This is a genomic window from Streptomyces sp. NBC_01197, assembly GCF_036010505.1.
Taxonomy (GTDB): Bacteria; Actinomycetota; Actinomycetes; order Streptomycetales; family Streptomycetaceae; genus Streptomyces.
In genome coordinates this window covers 3,079,767-3,097,715 of sequence record NZ_CP108569.1, presented here as the reverse complement: position 1 = coordinate 3,097,715, position 17,949 = coordinate 3,079,767, and the positions used below count along the sequence as shown (strand labels likewise).

Sequence of the window (17,949 nt, the reverse complement as noted above, 5' to 3'; positions counted from 1 at the left end):
GGGCGCAGTGGCCTCCCGTGCCATGTCCTCCAGTGCTATGTCCTCCAGTTCTGCGCCCGCCAGCGCCGGGCCCGACGCCGGGCCCTCCGGAGTCGTGCACATCAACTCCCGGCACACCGCCTGCTTCACGGTCGTCGGCAACCACCTCGCCCAGCACCGCGGGCTGTCCCTCGTCGCGATCGCGCTGGCCGTTCACATCCAGTCCCTGCCCGCCGGAGCCAGGATCGGCGTCAAGGTGCTCGCCGACCGTTTCCCGGAGAGCGAGGCCCGCGTGGCCGCCGCACTGCGCGAGCTGGAGGCTCACGGCTACTTGCGCCGTACCCGGGAACGCCTCCCGAACGGCCGGGTCGTCACCCGCACCGTCTCGTACAACCAGCCGGGCAACCAGCCGGGCGCCGACGTGAGCCCCGGGCATGTCCCGCCGACCTCCGCACGCGCGGCGCAGCGCAAGGCGCCGTTGCCGTCACTATCCCGTACGTTGTCCGCGCCCAGCCGCCCGGTCCCCGCCCCTACTGCGCACGCCTCCGCCACGCACGCCCCCCGCTCCTGCCTGGTTACGGAGTCCCGTGTCTCCGTAACCCCCCGACCCCAGCCACCGCAGCCGTCCCCGTCATCCCCACGCCCTGCGCTTCCACAGCCGCTGGTCCCTGACGCGGAACGCCACCGCGTGGCCGTCGAGTTGCTCTCCGGCCTGCGCCGGGCCGAACCAACGCTGCTCCTGGCCGAGACCGACATCACGCGGCTCGCTCCCGCCGTCGCCGCCTGGCTCGAACGCGATGCGCATCCCGACGCCGTACGGGCCGTCCTCACCACCAATCTGCCGGAGCCTCTGAGACGGCCCGGGGCCCTCCTCGCCCACCGGCTCGCCGCCCTGGTGCCGCCCCGGCTGCCTGCTCTCCGTGGCCGAGAAGGGGCCAGGCGGCCGGCTCCGCTGCAGAACTGCGATATCTGCGACCGCGCATTCCGGTCACCCGAGCCCGGCCGCTGCCGTGGGTGCCGCGACTGTCGGACCGGGCGGCGCGGACCGGACGGCGGCGGTGAGCCTGGGGGAGAATCCCGCGCATGACCAAGATTCTGATCACCGGCGGTGCCGGATTCATCGGTAGTACCGTCGCTTCCGCGCTCATCGATCAGGGGATCACTCCGGTCATCCTCGATGATCTCTCCAAGGGCCGGCGTGAGTTCGTCCACGGCCGTGTCTTCTACCAGGGGGATATCGCCGACCAGGCCCTGCTGGACCAGGTGTTCGCCGAGCACCCCGACATCGTGGCGACCCTGCACTGCGCCGCAAAGATCGTCGTTCCCGAGTCCGTCGAGCGGCCGCTGCACTACTACCGGGAGAACGTCGCCAAGACCGTCGACCTTCTCGAATCCCTCCAGCGCAACGGCTGCGAGCGCGTCGTCTTCAGCAGTTCCGCCTCCATCTACGTACCCACCGCCGACGCCCGGGTGGACGAGACCTCCCCGGTGGCCGGGGCGTGCCCCTACGCCCGTACCAAGCAGATGATGGAGCAGGTTCTCCAGGACTGGACCGTGGCGGCCCCCGTCCGCGTCATCGCGTTGCGGTACTTCAACCCGATCGGGGCCGACCCCCAGTTGCGTACGGGGTTGCAGGACCCGAATCCGACCCACGCTCTGGGCAAGCTCATCGAGGCGTACGCCGAGGGAACGCCCTTCACAATCACCGGAGTTGACTGGGGCACCCGGGACGGCAGCGGTATCCGCGACTACATCCATGTCTGGGATCTGGCCCTTGCGCACGTTGCCGCTCTCACGCGCTTCGACGAGGTGGTCAAACCCGGCGCCGACGACCGGTACCAGGTCATCAATGTCGGTACCGGACAGGGCACCACCGTGCGCGAACTCGTCACGGCCTTCGAGGAGGCGGTCGGGGAGACCCTCGACGTTCGTGAGGCCGGACCGCGTCCCGGTGATGTGATCGGCTGCTACACCACCGGCGACCGTGCGGGCGAACTACTGGACTGGAGCGCCCGGAAGACCACGACGGAAGGCGTACGCGACGCACTGGCCTGGCGTGCGAAGTGGAGCGCCCAGATGACCGGTCAGTCGTCCAGCTGAGGGGAGGCCGGGGTGGTGTGTTCCGGCGTCGATGGACTGATCGACCGAGGCGCCCCAACCGCCCACCGACCGCTCGCCGTTCAGGGTGCTGCTGCCGCTCAGGCGGATTCGAGGAGCGGGCGGATTTCCAGTGCCTCCGGGGTGGGGAAGCTGCGGGCGAGTTCGACCGCTTCGGCGTGGTCGGCCACCTCCAGTACGAACCAGCCGCCGAGGGTCTCCCCGCCACCGTGCACGGGTCCCTCGGTCACGGTCGGGGACCCGTCCGCTGCTTTGCGTACGGTGACGGGGCGCTGGTGCTCGGTCTCCAGCGCATCGCCGCCGACCAGCTTTCCCGCGGCTGCGGTCTCGCCGATCCAGGTCTCGTACGCCTTCCGGTAGGCGGCTCGGTCGGCCTGGATCTGTGCGCGTGACGCATCCGTCTCGAAGATCACGAGTGCGTATTTCATGAGCCGTTCCTCTGATCGTTGGTGTTGGTGTTGGTGCTGGTGCTGTACATGACCGGAATATGGGATGACGGCGGGCAGCTGGTGGTGGCTGTCGGCCGGTCGGTGGCGGTCGGTGGCGGTCGCCAGAGCATGGGGGCTGGGCCGTCTCTGGATCAACCGCCTTTCTGGTGCGGGACGTTGAGCCGACCCAATTGCTCTGCGGCCCGTTTTGGCCGCTTAGTCGTGTATCCACGGTTTCCGGCCGGCCTGCGGTCCTCGGACGTCAGCGGCGTAGCCCGGTCGTGAGGAAGCCGGTGCCGAGTGGTCGTGATGCTCGCGTAATCGGGGCAAGTGTCAACAGGTGTGTCATATCGGACGCGTTGTGTCCGTCGGGACCTGTCTGTCTTTCGAAACCGTCCGTACCATCTCGGTAGGCTCAGTCCACCCCCCGACTTCCGGACCCGACGATCCGGGCAGCCCTTGACGACCCGTGAACACCACCGAAGCCCCCTAAGCCCCCGACAACCCCCGACAACCCCCGACGATCCCGAACCCGCTCCCTCCCCACAGGACACCCGCCATGGCGCGCAATACTCCCGGTTCGACGGGCCCGACCAACCGGACGCCTCAGCCTCTGCCCCGGCAACGGACCGCGGGTGACTTCGCCAAGGCGTTCTTCGCGTTTCTCGCGCTCGCGGGGCTGCTGCTCGCCGTGCCGCTCGCCCTGTCCACGCAGGGCTGGCCGCTGCCGCACGGTATGCCGTCCTTCGACATGGTGCAGCAGCAGATCACCGTCGACACGTTCGTGAACATCCTGATCTGCGTTGTCTGGCTGGCCTGGGCGCAGTTCGCCGCGTGCGTCCTCGTGGAGATCAAGGCCGCGGTCTCCGGAGTCGGAATGCCCTCGCGCATTCCCGGCGCGGGGCCGAGCCAGATGCTGGCCCGGCAGCTGATCGCCGCGCTGCTCCTGGTCAGCGCCACCGCCGCGAGCTTCGCGCCTGGGATCGCGCAGTTCGGGCAGTCCCTGGAGTCGACGCACAAGCCGACGGTCGCCGCCGCGCAGCAGGCCCCGGGGGTCGGTGTCGCGCAGCAGGCGCAGGCCGCCGTGGCCTCGCAGGCCGACGCCCAGTCACACGCCGAGCAGGCGAACGCGAGGGCCGGGACCGAGGGCGCGACGAAGTTCTACCGGATCAGCCCGCCCGAGGGGCGCCACCACGACTCGCTGTGGGAGATAGCCCAGCGCCACCTGGGCGACGGCCGCAGGTACAAGGAGATCTACCAGCTCAACAAGGACCGGATGCAGCCGGACGGCACGAAGCTGTCCGAGGCGAGTCTGATCCGGCCCGGCTGGATCATGGAGATGCCGGCCGACGCCCACGGCGGCGAGGTCGTGGAGATGCCCGACCAGGCGCCGAGCATCTCCGAGCAGGTGCGCCACCAGATCGACGACTACGCCAAGTCCGGGAACCACCAGGAGCAGCCCGCCCAGCAGCACCAGGGCGGCAGCCGTGGTGACAGCCCGACGGCGCAGATCTCCGTACCGGAACAGCGCCTTCCGAACGCGCCGTCCACCGGCTCCGGTGCCGGATCGGGCGCGGTCGCCGAGGCCCCTTCGCAGGGCTCCGACTCCGGGATCGGCCTCTCCGCCGCCCTCATCGGCGCCCCGCTGCTCGCTGCCGGCATCCTCGGCGCGCTGGGCCGCCGCCGCCGGATGGCGCTGTGGCAGTCGGCGATGACGGCAGTGGCCGGCCGACGCGGGATGGAGCCGCCGGTCCCTACCGGCGACGAGGCCGATGTGCACGACGCGCTGCTGGTCGGGGCCGACCCCGACGCCGTCCGCTTCCTCGACCTGGCGCTGCGCGGCCTCTCCACCTCGCTCGGCGGGGAGAGCCGCCCGCTGCCCGTCGTGTACGCGGCCTGGCTCACCGACGACGACCTGCACCTCCAGCTCGCCCAGCCGTCCGGGACACCGCCGGCGCCGTGGGAGCAGGGCCAGGACCAGACGTTCTGGCGGCTTGAGCGGTCGACCGTCGCGGCGTACGAGGGGATCGACCCGGAGAGCGCGGCCGCCCCGTACCCGGGGCTCGTCAGCCTCGGCACCCGCGACGACGCGCGGCTGCTGCTGAACCTGGAGGCCGTGCCCGGTCTCGTCGCGCTCACCGGGGCCGACCCCGACCGCGCCGCCGTCCTCTCGTCCGTCGCCGCCGAACTGGCCACCAACGGCTGGTCGGACCGGATGACCGTCACGGTCGTGGGATTCGGCGCGGAGCTCAGCCCGCTGGCCCCGACGCGGCTGCGCCACCTCGGCTCCGTCGACGAACTCATCGAGACGCTCGGCGCGGAGATCGGGCAGCGCCGCAGCGCGCTCGGCGCTGCCGGTCACGACTCGGTCCTCACCGGGCGTACCGGCCCGGCCCAGCAGACCCGATGGGCCCCGCACCTGGTGCTCGTCGCGGACGAACCCACCGCCGACGAGGCCACCGCGCTCGCCGAACTCACCGCCGACTCGGGGCGGCTGGGCATCGGCTGCCTGATCGGCGCCGGTTCGGCCGGGCAACTGCCGGGCGCCACCTGGGACTTGGAGATCACCGGCGAGGGCAGGCTGCTCGCACCGCTGCTCGGTCTCGAACTCGACGCCCAGCTGCTGCCGCAGGCCCAGCACGAAGCGGTCGTACGGCTCTTCGCCGACGCCACTCCGGAAGGCGACGGGCCAGAACCGGCCCGCCCGTTCCTGGTCGACATCACCGAACAGGGCCGCCCCGCGGTGTACGCGCGGCTGGTCGGCCCGTACGAGATCATCGGCCTCGACACCCCCGACAGCGAACGCAGCGCCCTGCTGCACGAGGCGCTCGCGCTGCTCCTGCTGCACCGCGAGGGCGTCCACCCGCGGGTACTCGCCTCGGCCATGTGGCCGCGCGGAGTCACCCCGGAGGTGTGCGACGCGCTCATCGAGCGGCTGCGGCTGTGGCTCGGCACCGACGAGGACGGCTCGGCCCGGCTCCGTACGGACAGCACCGGGCGGCTCACGCTCGCCCCGTCCGTGGTCTCCGACCTGGACGTGCTCCGTTCGCTCCACCACGAGGCGACCGAGGGCCGGGGCGCGCGGCGCGCCTCGGTGCGGGAGCGGCTGCTCACGGACGCGCTCGGGCTGGTGCGCGGTCCGCTGCTCGCCGACCGTACGGAGGGCCGCTACACCTGGCTGGCCCACGAGATCATCGACACGCAGCTGCCGCTGCTTGTGGCGGATGTGGCGCTGGCCCTGTCGGCGCACCACCTGGAGCAGGAGCAGCCGGAGAAGGCGATCGCCGCGCTGCGGGCCGCCGTCTCCGGATCCTCGGCGGACGAGCGGCTGTGGAACGAGATGCTGCGCGCGACCCACGCGACGGGCGACGAGGCGCGGGTGCGGGAACTCGCGGCGGACCTGGCCGTCCGGAGCGGGGACCGGGGGCTGCCGCCGCGCACGGAAGCGTTGCTGGACGAGCTGCTTCCGGGGTGGCGTGGGGGAGTTGCGGCTGCGGGGTGACGGTACGGGTACGCGGTGGCGGGGTGGTGCCCGTGGCGCGGTGCGGGGTGTGGCGGTGCGGGCCTTTCGGGGCTCCGCCCCGGGCCCCGGCCCTCAAGCTACCCCGGCTACCGCTGGGAGGCCCCATGGGAGGCCCCAGGACGGGCTTGATGGGGCGGCGTTGTCCTCAATCTCCCCCCGCTACCGCTGGGAGGCGCCCCCAGGACGGGCTTGGTGCTGTCGGCGTTGGAAGCCCCGCTGGGAAACCGGGCAAAGGGGGCGCAATCTTTCGCGCTGCCCCCTGGCGTAGGCTGGATCGGTCGTCTGTAGCCCCTTGGGAAGGACCCGCCCGGTGACCGAGAACGCCGACCTTACGTCTGTAAATGTCGCAGCCGTCCTCGACCGTGCCGCCGCAGGCGGGCGCATCACTCCCGAGGAAGCGGTCGTGCTGTACCGCGACGCCCCGCTGCACGCGCTGGGTGCGGCCGCCGATGCCGTGCGCCGGCGGCGGTACGCCGGGACCGAGCACATCGCCACGTACATCATCGAGCGCAACATCAACTACACGAACCTGTGCGTCACGGCGTGCAAGTTCTGTGCCTTCTACGCGGCCCCGAAGGACACCGAGAAGGGCTGGACCCGCGACCTCGACGACATCCTGCGCCGCTGCGCCGAGACCGTCGAGCTCGGTGGTACGCAGATCATGTTCCAGGGCGGGCACCACCCGGACTTCGGGGTGGAGTACTACGAGGAGCACTTCTCGGCCATCAAGAAGGCGTACCCGGAGCTCGTCATCCACTCCCTCGGCGCCTCCGAGATCGAGCACATGGCGCGGATCTCCAAGGTGTCGGCCGAAGAGGCCATCTCGCGGATCCACGCGGCCGGGCTCGACTCCTTCGCCGGTGCGGGCGCCGAGTTGCTGCCCGCGCGGCCGCGCACGGCCATCGCACCCCTCAAGGAGTCCGGCGAGCGCTGGCTGGAGATCATGGAGGCGGCGCACGGCCTCGGTGTCGAGTCCACGTCGACCATGCTCATGGGCACCGGCGAGACCAACGCCGAGCGCATCGAGCACCTGCGGATGATCCGCGACGTACAGGACAGGACCGGCGGTTTCCGCGCCTTCATCCCGTACACGTACCAGCCCGAGAACAACCACCTGAAGGGCCGGACGCAGGCCACCCTCTTCGAGTACCTGCGCATGATCGCCATCGCCCGGCTCTTCCTCGACAACGTCGCCCACATCCAGGGCTCCTGGCTGACGACCGGCAAGGAGGTCGGCCAGCTGTCGCTGCACTACGGCGCCGACGACCTCGGCTCGATCATGCTGGAGGAGAACGTGGTCTCCTCGGCCGGTGCCAGGCACCGGTCGAACCGGATGGAGATCATCGACCTCATCCGCAAGGCCGGCCGCGTTCCCGCGCAGCGTGCGACGACGTACGAGCACCTCGTCGTGCACGACGACCCGGCGAACGACCCGGTCGACGACCGCGTCGTCTCGCACTTCTCGTCCACGGCGATCGAGGGCGGCACGGCCCACCCCGAGCTGAAGCTCCTCGACGCCAACTGAGGCCGCCTTGCTGACCCTTCACCGGGCGCGTGCGGACGCGGTCGTCATCGACGGCGACCGCATCGCGGCGCTCGGCCCGTACGACGAGCTGGACGCGGCGTTCGGCGACCGGGCCCGGCTGCGCAGCTGGGACGGGGTGCTGACCCCCGGCCGCCATGAGCCGGACGCGCCCGCGCTCCTCGGAGCGGCCTACTGGCCCGATCCCCGCGAGGGCCTCGGCTCCGACCCGCTGACCGGCGAGGATCTGGCCGCGCTCGGGATGACCGAGGTCCGCTGGGGCGCGAGCGCCCGGCGCGGGCTGCAACGGCTCCTCGCGACGGGCACGACGTCGCTCGCCGGACCGTTCGAGCGGGCGGCCGTCCGTACGGCCGTGGAGCGGTCGGGCCTGTGCGTGGTCTCAGGAGGCCCGCTCCCGGAGTCGCCCCGCGCCCTCGCCGTGTCCGGGCGGGCCGACTTCGCGGTGTACGGCGACGACGGAAACTGTCTGGTGACGTGTATCGCGGGCCGGATGGTGCACCGAGCGCGCTGACGACCCGCGAGTCAATGGCGCGCCACGGGCTCACGACTTCGAGTGACGGTACCGTCGTACACAGGACCGCACTCCATCTCTCCGTTCACACTCAGGTCCATGGGAGCAGTCATGGCTATCGCAGGCCGGACGGAACAGGCCACCGAGGACAACTGGATGTTCCCGCCCCCCGCGGGCTGGACCATCGAGCAGGTGACGGATCTCGAGCTGCCCTTCGACTGGGAACTCGTGGACGGAGCGATCGTGGCCCGTGGGCAGAGAAAGGTGTGGCACAACCGGGTGCGCGACAGCATCGCGCGCCGACTGGAAGACGCACGGGTCACACCGTACGCAGTGCTCACCGAGCAGTGCGTCCTGGTGGATCCGTACAACGCACCTCGCCCCGACGTGATCGTTTACGACCCCACGGGACTGAACGTCTTCGAGCTGGAATGCATCCCGGTGAGCCGGGTCGCCCTCGCGGTCGAGGTGGTCTCGCCCGGATCCCGGCAGGACGACCGGGTGCGCAAACCCGCCCTCTTCGCGGAGTCCAAGATTCCGTACTACTGGCGGGCCGAGCTCGGCAAGGACGACGGCCTGAGCATCCACGAATACTGGCTGCATCACGAGCGGCATGAGTACATCCCCGCGGTCACCCACCCGGTGCACACCAAGCGGCTGGTCACGGAGCAGCCGTTCGCCGTCGAGTTCGACGTGTCCGCGCTGCTGGAGCTCTGAGCGTCCCGGCGGGCGGCGGTACGCCTTCTTGCCGCGCCGACCTCACCCTGTGGCCGGGCTCCGACGGGCCGCACGTCACAATGGCCGGGTGACCCGAGCATCCCTGGACAAGCAGCCGCACGAAGTCGCCTCGATGTTCGACGACGTGGCGGCGAACTACGACCTCACCAATGACGTGCTCTCCCTCGGGCAGGCGCGGCTGTGGCGCAAGGAGGTGGCCAAGGCTGTGGGCGCCCGCCCCGCGCAGAAGATCCTCGACCTGGCCGCCGGGACCGCGACGTCCTCGCTGCCGTTCGCGCAGACCGGTGCGTACGTCGTGCCCTGTGACTTCTCGATCGGCATGCTCCAAGTCGGCAAGCAGCGCCATCCGTACCTCCCGCTGACGGCCGGCGACGCGACGAAACTGCCCTTCCGCGACGGGGTCTTCGACGCCGTGACGATCTCCTTCGGGCTGCGCAACGTCCAGGAGACGGATGCCGCGCTACGGGAGCTGTACCGGGTCACCAAGCCCGGCGGCCGGGTCGTGATCTGCGAGTTCTCGCAGCCCACCTGGGCCCCGTTCCGCACCGTCTACACCGAGTACCTGATGCGGGCGCTGCCCCCGGTGGCGACCGCCGTCTCGTCCAGCCCGGACGCGTACGTCTATCTCGCCGAGTCGATCCGCGCCTGGCCCGACCAGCCCGCACTCGCCGCCCGCCTCCAGCAGGCCGGCTGGGCGGACGTCGCCTGGCGGAACCTGACCGGCGGCATCGTGGCACTGCACCGGGGCTTCAAGCGGACGGAGTGAACCGAGGCGGGTGGGGACGCGGAGTCGCGCCCCCACGCCCCACCTCCCCCTCAGCCGGTCCCCTCCGGCAGGTCAAGGCGGAAGCAGTGTCCCTTCCGCTTCGACACCGGTGTCATGAAGGTCTCGTGCAGCTCCATCCCGAGCCGCCGCGTCACCGCGACAGACCGCGCGTTCCCGGCGTCGACCATCGCGAACACCTCACCGACACCGGCCGCCCGTACGCGCTCCAGCGTCATGCGGGCGGCGGCGGTCACATACCCGTGGCCCCAGTACTTCCGCCCGAGCCGCCAGCCGATCTCGATCTGGCCGACCGGCCCGAAGTTCTCGTGCGGCCAGGGCTGCGCGCCGGTGAAACCCATCACCTCGCCCTCCCCGTCGAGCACCGTCCAGAGGCAGAAGCCCCGCTCGGCGTCGTGTCTGCGCTGCCGCGCGGTCAACTCCTCGTACACCGACAACTCTTTCGCCGCGCCCCCGTGGAACTCCATGACCTCCGGATCGTCGAACACCCGGTGCCAGGCGAGGGCGTCCTCGTCGGTGGGGACGCGCAGCCGGACGACCGGCGCAGGCTTGTTCACTTCGTTCCAACCCTTCAGCTGATCGATCAAGCGGTCCCCATAGACTGCACCTGTCCAGTGCCGTGCGGCACGCGAAATCGAGTCTTCCGGAGTTCCCGCCGTGACCGAGCCCCTCTCCGAGCACACCGCAGATGTGATCGTCGTCGGGGCAGGCCCTGCCGGCTCCACGACCGCGTACTACCTGGCCAAGGCCGGACTCGACGTCCTGCTCCTGGAGAAGACCGCCTTCCCGCGCGAGAAGGTCTGCGGCGACGGGCTGACCCCGCGCGCCACCAAGCAGCTGGTCTCCATGGGGATCGACATCTCCGAGGAAGCGGGCTGGCTGCGGAACAAGGGCCTGCGGATCATCGGCGGCGGCGTACGCCTCCAGCTGGACTGGCCGGAACTCGCCTCGTACCCGGACTACGGCCTGGTCCGCAAGCGTGACGACTTCGACGAGCAGCTGGCCCGCCAGGCGCAGAAGGCGGGCGCCCGGCTGCACGAGCGCTGCAACGTCGGCGCCCCGATCACCGACCCGCGCACCGGCCGGATCACCGGCGTCAACGCCAAGATGGGCGAGGAGAAGACCCCGGTCACCTTCCACGCCCCACTGGTTGTCGCCGCCGACGGCAACTCCACCCGCCTCTCCATCGGCATGGGCCTGCACCGCCGCGACGACCGGCCGATGGGGATCGCGGTCCGTACGTACTTCACCTCGCCGCGTCACGACGACGACTACCTGGAGTCCTGGCTGGAGCTGTGGGACCGCCGCGGTCCGCAGGACCGGCTGCTCCCCGGGTACGGCTGGATCTTCGGCATGGGTGACGGCACCTCCAACGTCGGCCTCGGCATCCTCGACTCCTCGGCCGCCTTCAGGGAGCTGGACTGGCGTGAGGTGCTGAAGACGTGGTGCGCGTCGATGCCGGAGGACTGGGGTTACGTCCCCGACAACATGACGATGCCGATCCGCGGCGCGGCCCTGCCGATGGCCTTCAACCGCCAGCCGCACTACACCAAGGGCCTGTTGCTCGTCGGTGACGCGGGCGGCATGATCAACCCGTTCAACGGCGAGGGCATCGCGTACGCCATGGAGTCCGGCCAGATCGCGGCCGACGTGATCGTCCAGGCCACCGCGCGGGCGACGCCCGCGCAGCGTGAGATGGCGCTGCACAACTACCCGAAGGTCCTCAAGGAGACGTACGGCGGTTACTACACGCTGGGCCGCGCGTTCGTGAAGCTGATCGGCAACCCGAAGGTGATGAAGCTGATCACCGAGCGCGGCCTGACCCACCCGGTGCTGATGAAGTTCACCCTCAAGATGCTGGCGAACCTGACCGACCCGACCGGCGGGGACGCGATGGACCGGATCATCAACGGGCTGTCGAAGGTGGCACCCAACTCCTGACCGGGACTTGTGCGGGTACGGGCCGGGGCCCTGTCAACGCGGGCTCTGACGTGGCGAGTCGCCTACGCCGCCGTCCTCACGCGGGGCTCCCGGCCGGTTCCGGTTCCGGTTCCGGTTCGGGCCGTGCTGAGGGGTCGCGGCGCGGCAGCAGCAGCGGGGTCGCCAGGAGGAGCAGACCGGTGATCGCGATCGCGGTGCGGGGGCCGGTGGCCGCGGCCAGCAGGCCCCACAGGGCCGTTATGGCCGCAGTGGTGGCTTTACCGGTGACCGACCATGCGGACAGCGTACGGGCGACCCGGCCCGGTTCGGCGTGGTTCAGCCGGTAGGTGGCGAGCACCGGGTTGTACACCCCACAGCAGGCGATCAGGCCCAGCTCGACGCCCATGACGAGCACCAGCCCGGCAACGCCCGGCCGGACGAAGGCCAGCCCGAGCGACCAGCACGCCCGCAGTACCCCGGCGGCGAGCATCACCCTGTGCTGCCCGTACCGCGTGACGAGCCGGCGGGCCGCCCGTGAGCCGATCAGACCGCCGACGCACGGCACCGCGAAGGCGAGACAGTACTGCCAGGGGGCGAACCCGAGTTGGCTGAGCATGAGGACGGAGAGCAGCGGGGAGGCCGCCATGATCAGGCCGTTGAAGAGGATCGAGTTGAGGAACAGCGGACGCAGCGTGGGGTGGCTGAGGATGTACCGCCAGCCGTCGAGCAGGTCGCCCAACCGCTGCCTCGGTACGGCGGCCCGCTCGGGATGCGGCTCCTTGCCGCCGATCGCGCGGATCCCCGCGGCGGAGAGCAGGTAGCTGACCGCGTTGGCGAGTACGGTCAGCGCCGGGCCGAACATCCCGATCGCGGCCCCGCCGAGCGGCGGTCCGAGCATGGTGGCGGTCCAGGTCGTGGACTCGAACCGGCCGTTCGCGATGAGCAGGTCCTCCTGCCGTACGAGCGCCTTCAGACAGGCCCCGCTCGCCGCGGTGAAGGTGATGTCGGCCGCGCCGACGACGACCGACACGACCAGCAGCTGGGCGAAGCTGAGCCCGCCGAGCGCGTACGCGGCGGGGATGGTCATCAGCGCGGCGAACCGGATCAGGTCCATCGCGATCATCACCGGCCGCTTGCGGCGGAAGTCCACCCACGGGCCGAGCGGCATGGCCACCACCGCACCGACCGCCAGCCCGGCTGCGGACAGCAGTGACACCTCGGTCGTTCCGGCGTGCAGTGCGAGGATCGCGATCAGGGAGAACGAGTCGAACGCGAGCCATGTACCGAGCGTGCTGACCCCGTATGCCGCCCAGAGCCACCCGAACTGCCGTCCCAGCGCCTGCCTGGACACCACGCTCAGCGCACCTCCCGCTCACTCTGCTCTCCGGCCCGGTCCCGCCGGATTTCCTACCGGATGTCCCGACGGATGTCCCAGCGGATGTCCCACCGTTTTCCCAGCCCGGACAACCTGGCGTTGCCACCCGAGATCAAAGCGAGCCGTGCACCTGCGGTCAAACAACCGCCGTGTCCGTGGCCACAACAGCACGTTGTACGCCTGGCTGGACCAGGGTGTACGTGGAGCCCCTGGGGTCACTTGCCGGAGCCGGTGTGGTAGCCGATCGGGTCGACGTAGACGTCGGGGGCGTTGCCGGTGGAGGGGGAGACGGTGATGGCCAGCTTGTTGAGGTTCACGATCTCCGAGACCCGCTCGTTGGGCGGGGTGACGTCGAGCCGGGTGTAGGTCTTGCCCGAGCCGCTGGTGTCCGGGATGTAGTGGAGCAGGAAGCGGGTCTCCTCGCCGGGCGCGATGGTCATGGTGGACCCTGAGGCGTCGGTGCGGGCGGCGTTGGGGCCGGTGTCGCCCAGGCCGTCGGAGCCGATGAGCTGGACGCCCGGGAAGCCGTGCATGCTGCACGTGCCGGAACCGGTGTTCTTCATGTTGATCACGATCTGGTTCTTGACGCCCGCCGAGGTGGCGCTGAGGGCGAGGTGGTCGGCGTCGCACCTGGAGCCCGACCCGGCGGACTCGCTCTTGGTGGCGACCTTGCCGGCCGTGCTGGAGCCGGTGGAGGAACCGGACGAGGAGTTGGTGGAGGAGGCGCCGGCGGAGGAGTTGGACGCCGAAGAACCGGACGACGGGGAGCCCGAGGTCGAGCCCTGGCCCCCGGTCGAGCCGCTCGCCGTGCTGGACGCGCTGCTGTTGTTGGCGGCGGAAGCGCTCGATCCGTCGCTGCTGCCGCACGCGGTCAGCGAGAGGCCGGCGGCGGCGGCGACGAGGGCGAGAGCGGAGATCTTCTTGACGCGCATCGGTACTCCAGGGAAGCGGTGTCGTCACGCTCGCTCCGGTTGAGCGGGCGTTGCTGCTTGGTATGTGTCCTCCCACCGGCAGGTTGTTCTGACCGAAGTTCGATCAAGACGCCCCTGTGACATGCGAGTCGACTCGCTGTGACGAGAAAGCGGAGGAAGGGGGACACTCCGGTCCCGTGCTACGCGGCAGCCGTCCGGCGGGGTCCGTTACATCGACCTGACGGAACGACCGCAAGCTGGTGTTCTTGGTAAGAAATACCTATATTGGTGGTATATGGCCAATGTGGCCCCAATGTCTTCCCCGTGGCCCATGGCCTGGCTTCAGTGCCCGCAGGCCGGCGGTACGGCGGGGGGGACGGCGGGGCGGACTGGAGGTTAGTCATGCGTAAGGTCGCCGACTGCCGGGACATGCCCAGCGAATCCGGTTGCACGCTGACCATCAGCGGCGAGGAGGAAGAAGTCGTACGCGCGGCGTCCGAGCACGCCGCTTCGGTACACGGACACACGGACAGCAGTGAGCTGCGCGAGCAGGTCCGCGGGATGCTGAAGGACGAAGCCCCGCAGCACGTGTGACCCCCTTGCGATTCAGGCGGCGGCGTTCGACGCGGAAACGGGCCGCCTGGATGTCGCCGCGACGTGGCCGAAGCGGCCCGTGAGCAGCCCAGTTCTTATGACATCCTCCGCTCACGCCTTCCATTGATCCCGCCCTCCTTTGATGACGCCTCGCTCTGGTCACGCCGTGGGCGGCCCCGCCCGTGCAAGCTCGGCGTTAATCACTGGCACCGCGACCACCCGGCCGGATACCGTCACTTCCATGGCCTGCCCCGAGTCCGACAGACAGAGGCCACCGGTGCTCCGGTGGCCGAGTTCCTGCTGACTGAGGCCAGTTGACCCGACAGGGGTCAGGGGCAGCTCTTCTTGACCCGACAGGGGTCAGGGGCAGCTCTTCGCACGGCTCTGTCGCCGCCGGACCACCGCGGGTACGGGCCGCCACTTCCTCCTCGGCTGCACGCTGAAGCGCTGTTCACCGAGTCATGCCCCGCTGGCTCAGCCGGGAATTCTTCCGCGTCACGGCCTCACGGCGTCACGGCGTCATGGCCTTACGTATGCCGGCTCCCGGCGCGTACGACCGGCGCGGCCCGCATCCCCGCACACCGGCCTGTCCGTCCATGACGGCTCCGTCGACTGTTCCGTACCAAGGGGTGCACCCTCCCATGCCATTTGCTGTCTACGTCCTCGGGCTCGCGGTCTTCGCCCAGGGCACATCGGAGTTCATGCTGTCCGGGCTCCTCTCGGGCATCGCCACCGACCTGAACGTCTCCCTGGCCGCAGCGGGTCTGCTGACCTCGGCCTTCGCCGTCGGGATGGTGATCGGCGCGCCTCTCATGGCGCTGTTCAGCCGCACTTGGCCCCGGCGCCGTGCGCTGCTGCTGTTCCTCGCGGTGTTCGTCGCCGTGCACATCCTCGGTGCGCTCACCCCGAGTTACGGAGTGCTCCTCACGACCCGTTTCGCCGGCGCCGTCGCCAACGCGGGCTTCTGGGCGGTGGCCCTGTCGACGGCGGTCTCCCTGGTTCCCGCGCAGTTGAAGGCGCGCGCCACGGCGGTAGTGGTCGGCGGGGTCACGGTCGCCTGCGTCGTCGGGGTACCGGCCGGGGCGGTACTGGGGGAGTGGCGGGGTTGGCGGTCGGCGTTCTGGGCGGTCGCTCTCATCTCCGTACCGGCGGCCCTGGCGATCGTACGGAGCGTCCCGGCGGGGCGGCCCGACGCCGAACCCGTACCCGTCCGCACCGAACTGCGCGTCCTGACCCGCCCCCGCCTGCGGCTCACCCTGCTCACGATGGCCCTGGTGCAGGGGGCGACCTTCTGCACGTTCTCCTATCTGGAGCCGCTCCTCACCAGGGAGACCGGTCTGGGGGCCGGTTGGGTACCCGCCGCGCTCGCGCTCTTCGGTGTGGGGTCCTTCCTCGGCGTCACCGTGGCGGGCCGGTTCGCAGATCTCCGCCCCACGGCCCTCATCGCCTCCGGCATGGTCGCCCTCGCTCTGGGCTGGAGCGCCCTGGCCCTGACGGCGGGCAGCCCGCCGGTGGCCCTCGCCCTGATCCTGGCCCAGGGGGCGTTCGCGTTCGGTACGGGGACGGCTCTGATCGCCCGCGTCCTCGACCAGGCCCCCGAAGCCCCGAGCCTCGCGGGCGCCTTCTCCACGACCGCCTTCAACCTGGGCGCCACGCTGGGGCCTTGGGCGGGCGGCCTGGCCCTGGACGCCGGATTCGGCTACCGGGCGCCGGTGTGGGTGAGCGGTGCGCTGATGGGGGTCGCCCTGGTGACAGCGGGGGCACGGCGAGTGCGGGCCGCCTAAGTCCAGTACTCGCGCGAGCACTACTGGAACAGGCCGCTGAACAGCAGCCTCGATGATGTCCGGGCTTCTGCCGTCAGTTCTCGGGGAGCCGCGACGGAGCAGGTTTCAGTCCGTCCAGGGTGAGGTCGAGGAGGCGTTCGGCCTGGTCTCGCTGCTCGGGCTTGGCCGAGGTGAGGGCGATACCGGCGAGGGCGGCGAACATGTCGGTCGGGCTGATGTCGGACCGGATCGTTCCGGCAGCGGTATTGGCGTCCATGAGGGAGGAGAGCGCGGCCTGGATCATCTCGTGACTGTCGGCGTAGGGATTGGTTCCCGAGTTGACGACGGCTCGCAGGGCGTCGGCCATGCCGAGTTTGGCGGTGGCGTAGTCGATGAAGCGGCGAGTCCAGGCTCGCAGGGCCTCAGGCGGCGACATCGCCTCAAGGAGGCCGGGGACGGCGTCGCACAGCCGGGCCACTTCGTTACGGTACGCCGCCTCGATCAGAGCCTCCCTGGTCGGGAAGTTGCGGTAGAGGGTGCCGGTTCCCACGCCCGCTTCTCTGGCGATGCGCTCGAAGTGCGCATCCAGTCCCTCCTCAGTGAACACGCGCACCGCGGCGGCCAGGATCTTGTCCCGGTTCCGCTGTGCGTCAGCCCTCAGCGGGCGTCCTGCATCCCGGGCCATCAATGTCTCTCCCCTGTCTCCATTTGCTAAGTGGAGGGGCCGCCACTTAGTGTGGATGAAGTGGCGGGGCCTCCACTTTCACTGTAGGGCATGGCCGCCCCCACTCCTCTACTGGAAGGACCGTCCATCATGTCGGGAATCGAAGGCAAAGTCGTGGCGATCACGGGCGCCAGCAGCGGCATCGGTGAGGCGACCGCGCTCCTGCTCGCCGAGCGCGGCGCGAAGATCGTCCTCGGGGCACGCCGTCCGGAGCGTCTTGAGGCCCTGGCCGCCCGCATCGAAAAGGCCGGCGGTGAAGCCGCCTGGGCCCGCACGGACGTGACGCGACACGAGGACCTTTCCGGCCTCGTCACGCTGGCACGCGATCGATACGGCAAGCTCGACGTCCTCGTCAGCAATGCCGGGATCGGTCTGATCTCCCGTCTGGATGACCTGCGCGTCGAGGACTGGGAGGAGATGATCGACGTCAACCTCAAAGGGGTCCTGTACGGGATCGCCGCAGCCCTTCCCGTCTTCCGGGAGCAGGGCTTCGGGCACTTCGTCAACACCGTGTCCACCGCCGGACTGCGCATCGTGCCGCTCCAATCGGTGTACGCCGGCACGAAGAACGCCGTGCGCACCATCTCCGAGGGCCTGCGCCAGGAGGCCGGCGACAGCCTGCGCGTGACCGTCGTCTCGCCCGGCGCAGTCCGCACGGACTTCGCAGAGCGCATGGATCCGGCTGTGAAGGACCAGATCGACAAGATGATGGAGATCGCTCTTTCGCCGGACGCGGTGGCCCGCGCCATCGCCTTCGCCATCGAACAGCCGGACGGTGTCGATGTAGGCGACATCGTCGTTCGCCCCACCGCCCAGGGATAGGCCTGCGCAGCAACGCCTCACCCCACACATTCCTGTCGAACCCACGGATACCCCGGTGACGCACACGGACCGACCCCCGACTTCCCTCTGAAGAAGCTTCAGTTCAGCTGCACCGACCGGGACGCCGTCCCGCGTCAGTGAGGGTGTCAGCCATGGCTCCGCGCCTCGCCGCGCCCACGACCGGCAGCGGCGAGTTGTGCGGAGTCGGACAACTGG

The 17,949-nt window shown here is 70.2% G+C and carries 16 protein-coding genes; 11 read left to right on the top strand and 5 right to left on the bottom strand.

The features are described from left to right. The first annotated feature begins 37 nt into the window (after window positions 1-37). Both OG452_RS14010 and galE read left to right on the top strand, forming a co-directional pair. A complete protein-coding gene (locus tag OG452_RS14010; RefSeq protein WP_327295942.1) occupies window positions 38-1,066 on the top strand; it encodes a helix-turn-helix domain-containing protein in 1,029 nt (342 codons plus the stop codon). Then, window positions 1,063-2,079 (top strand): UDP-glucose 4-epimerase GalE, encoded by a 1,017-nt coding sequence (gene galE / locus OG452_RS14005; protein ID WP_327295941.1) that lies wholly within the window; start codon window positions 1,063-1,065, stop codon window positions 2,077-2,079. The genes OG452_RS14010 and galE overlap by 4 nt, the downstream gene beginning before the upstream one ends. Before the next feature lie 98 nt (window positions 2,080-2,177). Here galE and OG452_RS14000 read toward each other — a convergent pair whose 3' ends face one another. Beyond that, window positions 2,178-2,525, bottom strand: a complete 348-nt coding sequence (locus OG452_RS14000; RefSeq protein ID WP_327295940.1) for a YciI family protein — start codon at window positions 2,523-2,525, stop codon at window positions 2,178-2,180. A gap of 559 nt (window positions 2,526-3,084) precedes the next feature. On the opposite strand from OG452_RS14000, the gene OG452_RS13995 reads away from it, so the two are divergent. The 5 genes from OG452_RS13995 to OG452_RS13975 all read left to right on the top strand — a co-directional run bounded on the left by OG452_RS13995 (window position 3,085) and on the right by OG452_RS13975 (window position 9,606). Next, window positions 3,085-6,027 carry a BTAD domain-containing putative transcriptional regulator gene (locus OG452_RS13995; RefSeq protein WP_327295939.1) on the top strand — a complete coding sequence of 981 codons (2,943 nt, stop codon included), beginning with the start codon at window positions 3,085-3,087 and terminating at the stop codon, window positions 6,025-6,027. Window positions 6,028-6,358: 331 nt separating this feature from the next. Beyond that, window positions 6,359-7,573: a cyclic dehypoxanthinyl futalosine synthase gene (gene mqnC / locus OG452_RS13990; RefSeq protein ID WP_327295938.1), complete on the top strand. Its 1,215-nt coding sequence runs from the start codon at window positions 6,359-6,361 to the stop codon at window positions 7,571-7,573. Window positions 7,574-7,580: 7 nt separating this feature from the next. After that, complete coding sequence (locus OG452_RS13985) at window positions 7,581-8,102, top strand: imidazolonepropionase-like domain-containing protein (protein WP_327295937.1); 522 nt, start codon at window positions 7,581-7,583, stop codon at window positions 8,100-8,102. 111 nt (window positions 8,103-8,213) lie between these two features. Beyond that, a complete protein-coding gene (locus OG452_RS13980) occupies window positions 8,214-8,819 on the top strand; it encodes a Uma2 family endonuclease (protein WP_327295936.1) in 606 nt (201 codons plus the stop codon). 88 nt (window positions 8,820-8,907) lie between these two features. Beyond that, window positions 8,908-9,606 (top strand): demethylmenaquinone methyltransferase, encoded by a 699-nt coding sequence (locus OG452_RS13975; protein ID WP_327295935.1) that lies wholly within the window; start codon window positions 8,908-8,910, stop codon window positions 9,604-9,606. 50 nt (window positions 9,607-9,656) lie between these two features. On the opposite strand, the gene OG452_RS13970 is transcribed toward OG452_RS13975, so the two are convergent. Continuing rightward, a complete protein-coding gene (locus tag OG452_RS13970) occupies window positions 9,657-10,181 on the bottom strand; it encodes a GNAT family N-acetyltransferase (protein ID WP_327295934.1) in 525 nt (174 codons plus the stop codon). Window positions 10,182-10,281: 100 nt separating this feature from the next. On the opposite strand from OG452_RS13970, the gene OG452_RS13965 reads away from it, so the two are divergent. Next, complete coding sequence (locus tag OG452_RS13965; protein ID WP_327295933.1) at window positions 10,282-11,565, top strand: geranylgeranyl reductase family protein; 1,284 nt, start codon at window positions 10,282-10,284, stop codon at window positions 11,563-11,565. 76 nt (window positions 11,566-11,641) lie between these two features. Here OG452_RS13965 and OG452_RS13960 read toward each other — a convergent pair whose 3' ends face one another. Both OG452_RS13960 and OG452_RS13955 read right to left on the bottom strand, forming a co-directional pair. Continuing rightward, window positions 11,642-12,898 carry an MFS transporter gene (locus OG452_RS13960; RefSeq protein WP_327295932.1) on the bottom strand — a complete coding sequence of 419 codons (1,257 nt, stop codon included), beginning with the start codon at window positions 12,896-12,898 and terminating at the stop codon, window positions 11,642-11,644. A 236-nt stretch (window positions 12,899-13,134) separates the two neighbouring features. Beyond that, the gene (locus OG452_RS13955; protein WP_327295931.1) at window positions 13,135-13,851 is read right to left on the bottom strand and encodes a DUF4232 domain-containing protein; all 717 of its coding nucleotides are present in this window, start codon (window positions 13,849-13,851) and stop codon (window positions 13,135-13,137) included. Between the two features lie 381 nt (window positions 13,852-14,232). Between OG452_RS13955 and OG452_RS13950 the strand changes: the two genes are divergently transcribed. Then, complete coding sequence (locus tag OG452_RS13950; protein ID WP_266854418.1) at window positions 14,233-14,424, top strand: DUF1059 domain-containing protein; 192 nt, start codon at window positions 14,233-14,235, stop codon at window positions 14,422-14,424. Window positions 14,425-15,065: 641 nt separating this feature from the next. Then, the gene (locus OG452_RS13945; RefSeq protein WP_327295930.1) at window positions 15,066-16,208 is read left to right on the top strand and encodes a Cmx/CmrA family chloramphenicol efflux MFS transporter; all 1,143 of its coding nucleotides are present in this window, start codon (window positions 15,066-15,068) and stop codon (window positions 16,206-16,208) included. A gap of 73 nt (window positions 16,209-16,281) precedes the next feature. On the opposite strand, the gene OG452_RS13940 is transcribed toward OG452_RS13945, so the two are convergent. Continuing rightward, entirely contained in the window at window positions 16,282-16,872 is a 591-nt protein-coding gene (locus OG452_RS13940) for a TetR/AcrR family transcriptional regulator (RefSeq protein WP_327295929.1), read from the bottom strand. A gap of 129 nt (window positions 16,873-17,001) precedes the next feature. Here OG452_RS13940 and OG452_RS13935 point away from each other — a divergent pair, with 129 nt between their 5' ends. Beyond that, on the top strand, window positions 17,002-17,733 hold the full coding sequence (locus tag OG452_RS13935; protein ID WP_327295928.1) for an SDR family oxidoreductase: 732 nt from the start codon (window positions 17,002-17,004) through the stop codon (window positions 17,731-17,733). Window positions 17,734-17,949 lie beyond the last annotated feature (216 nt).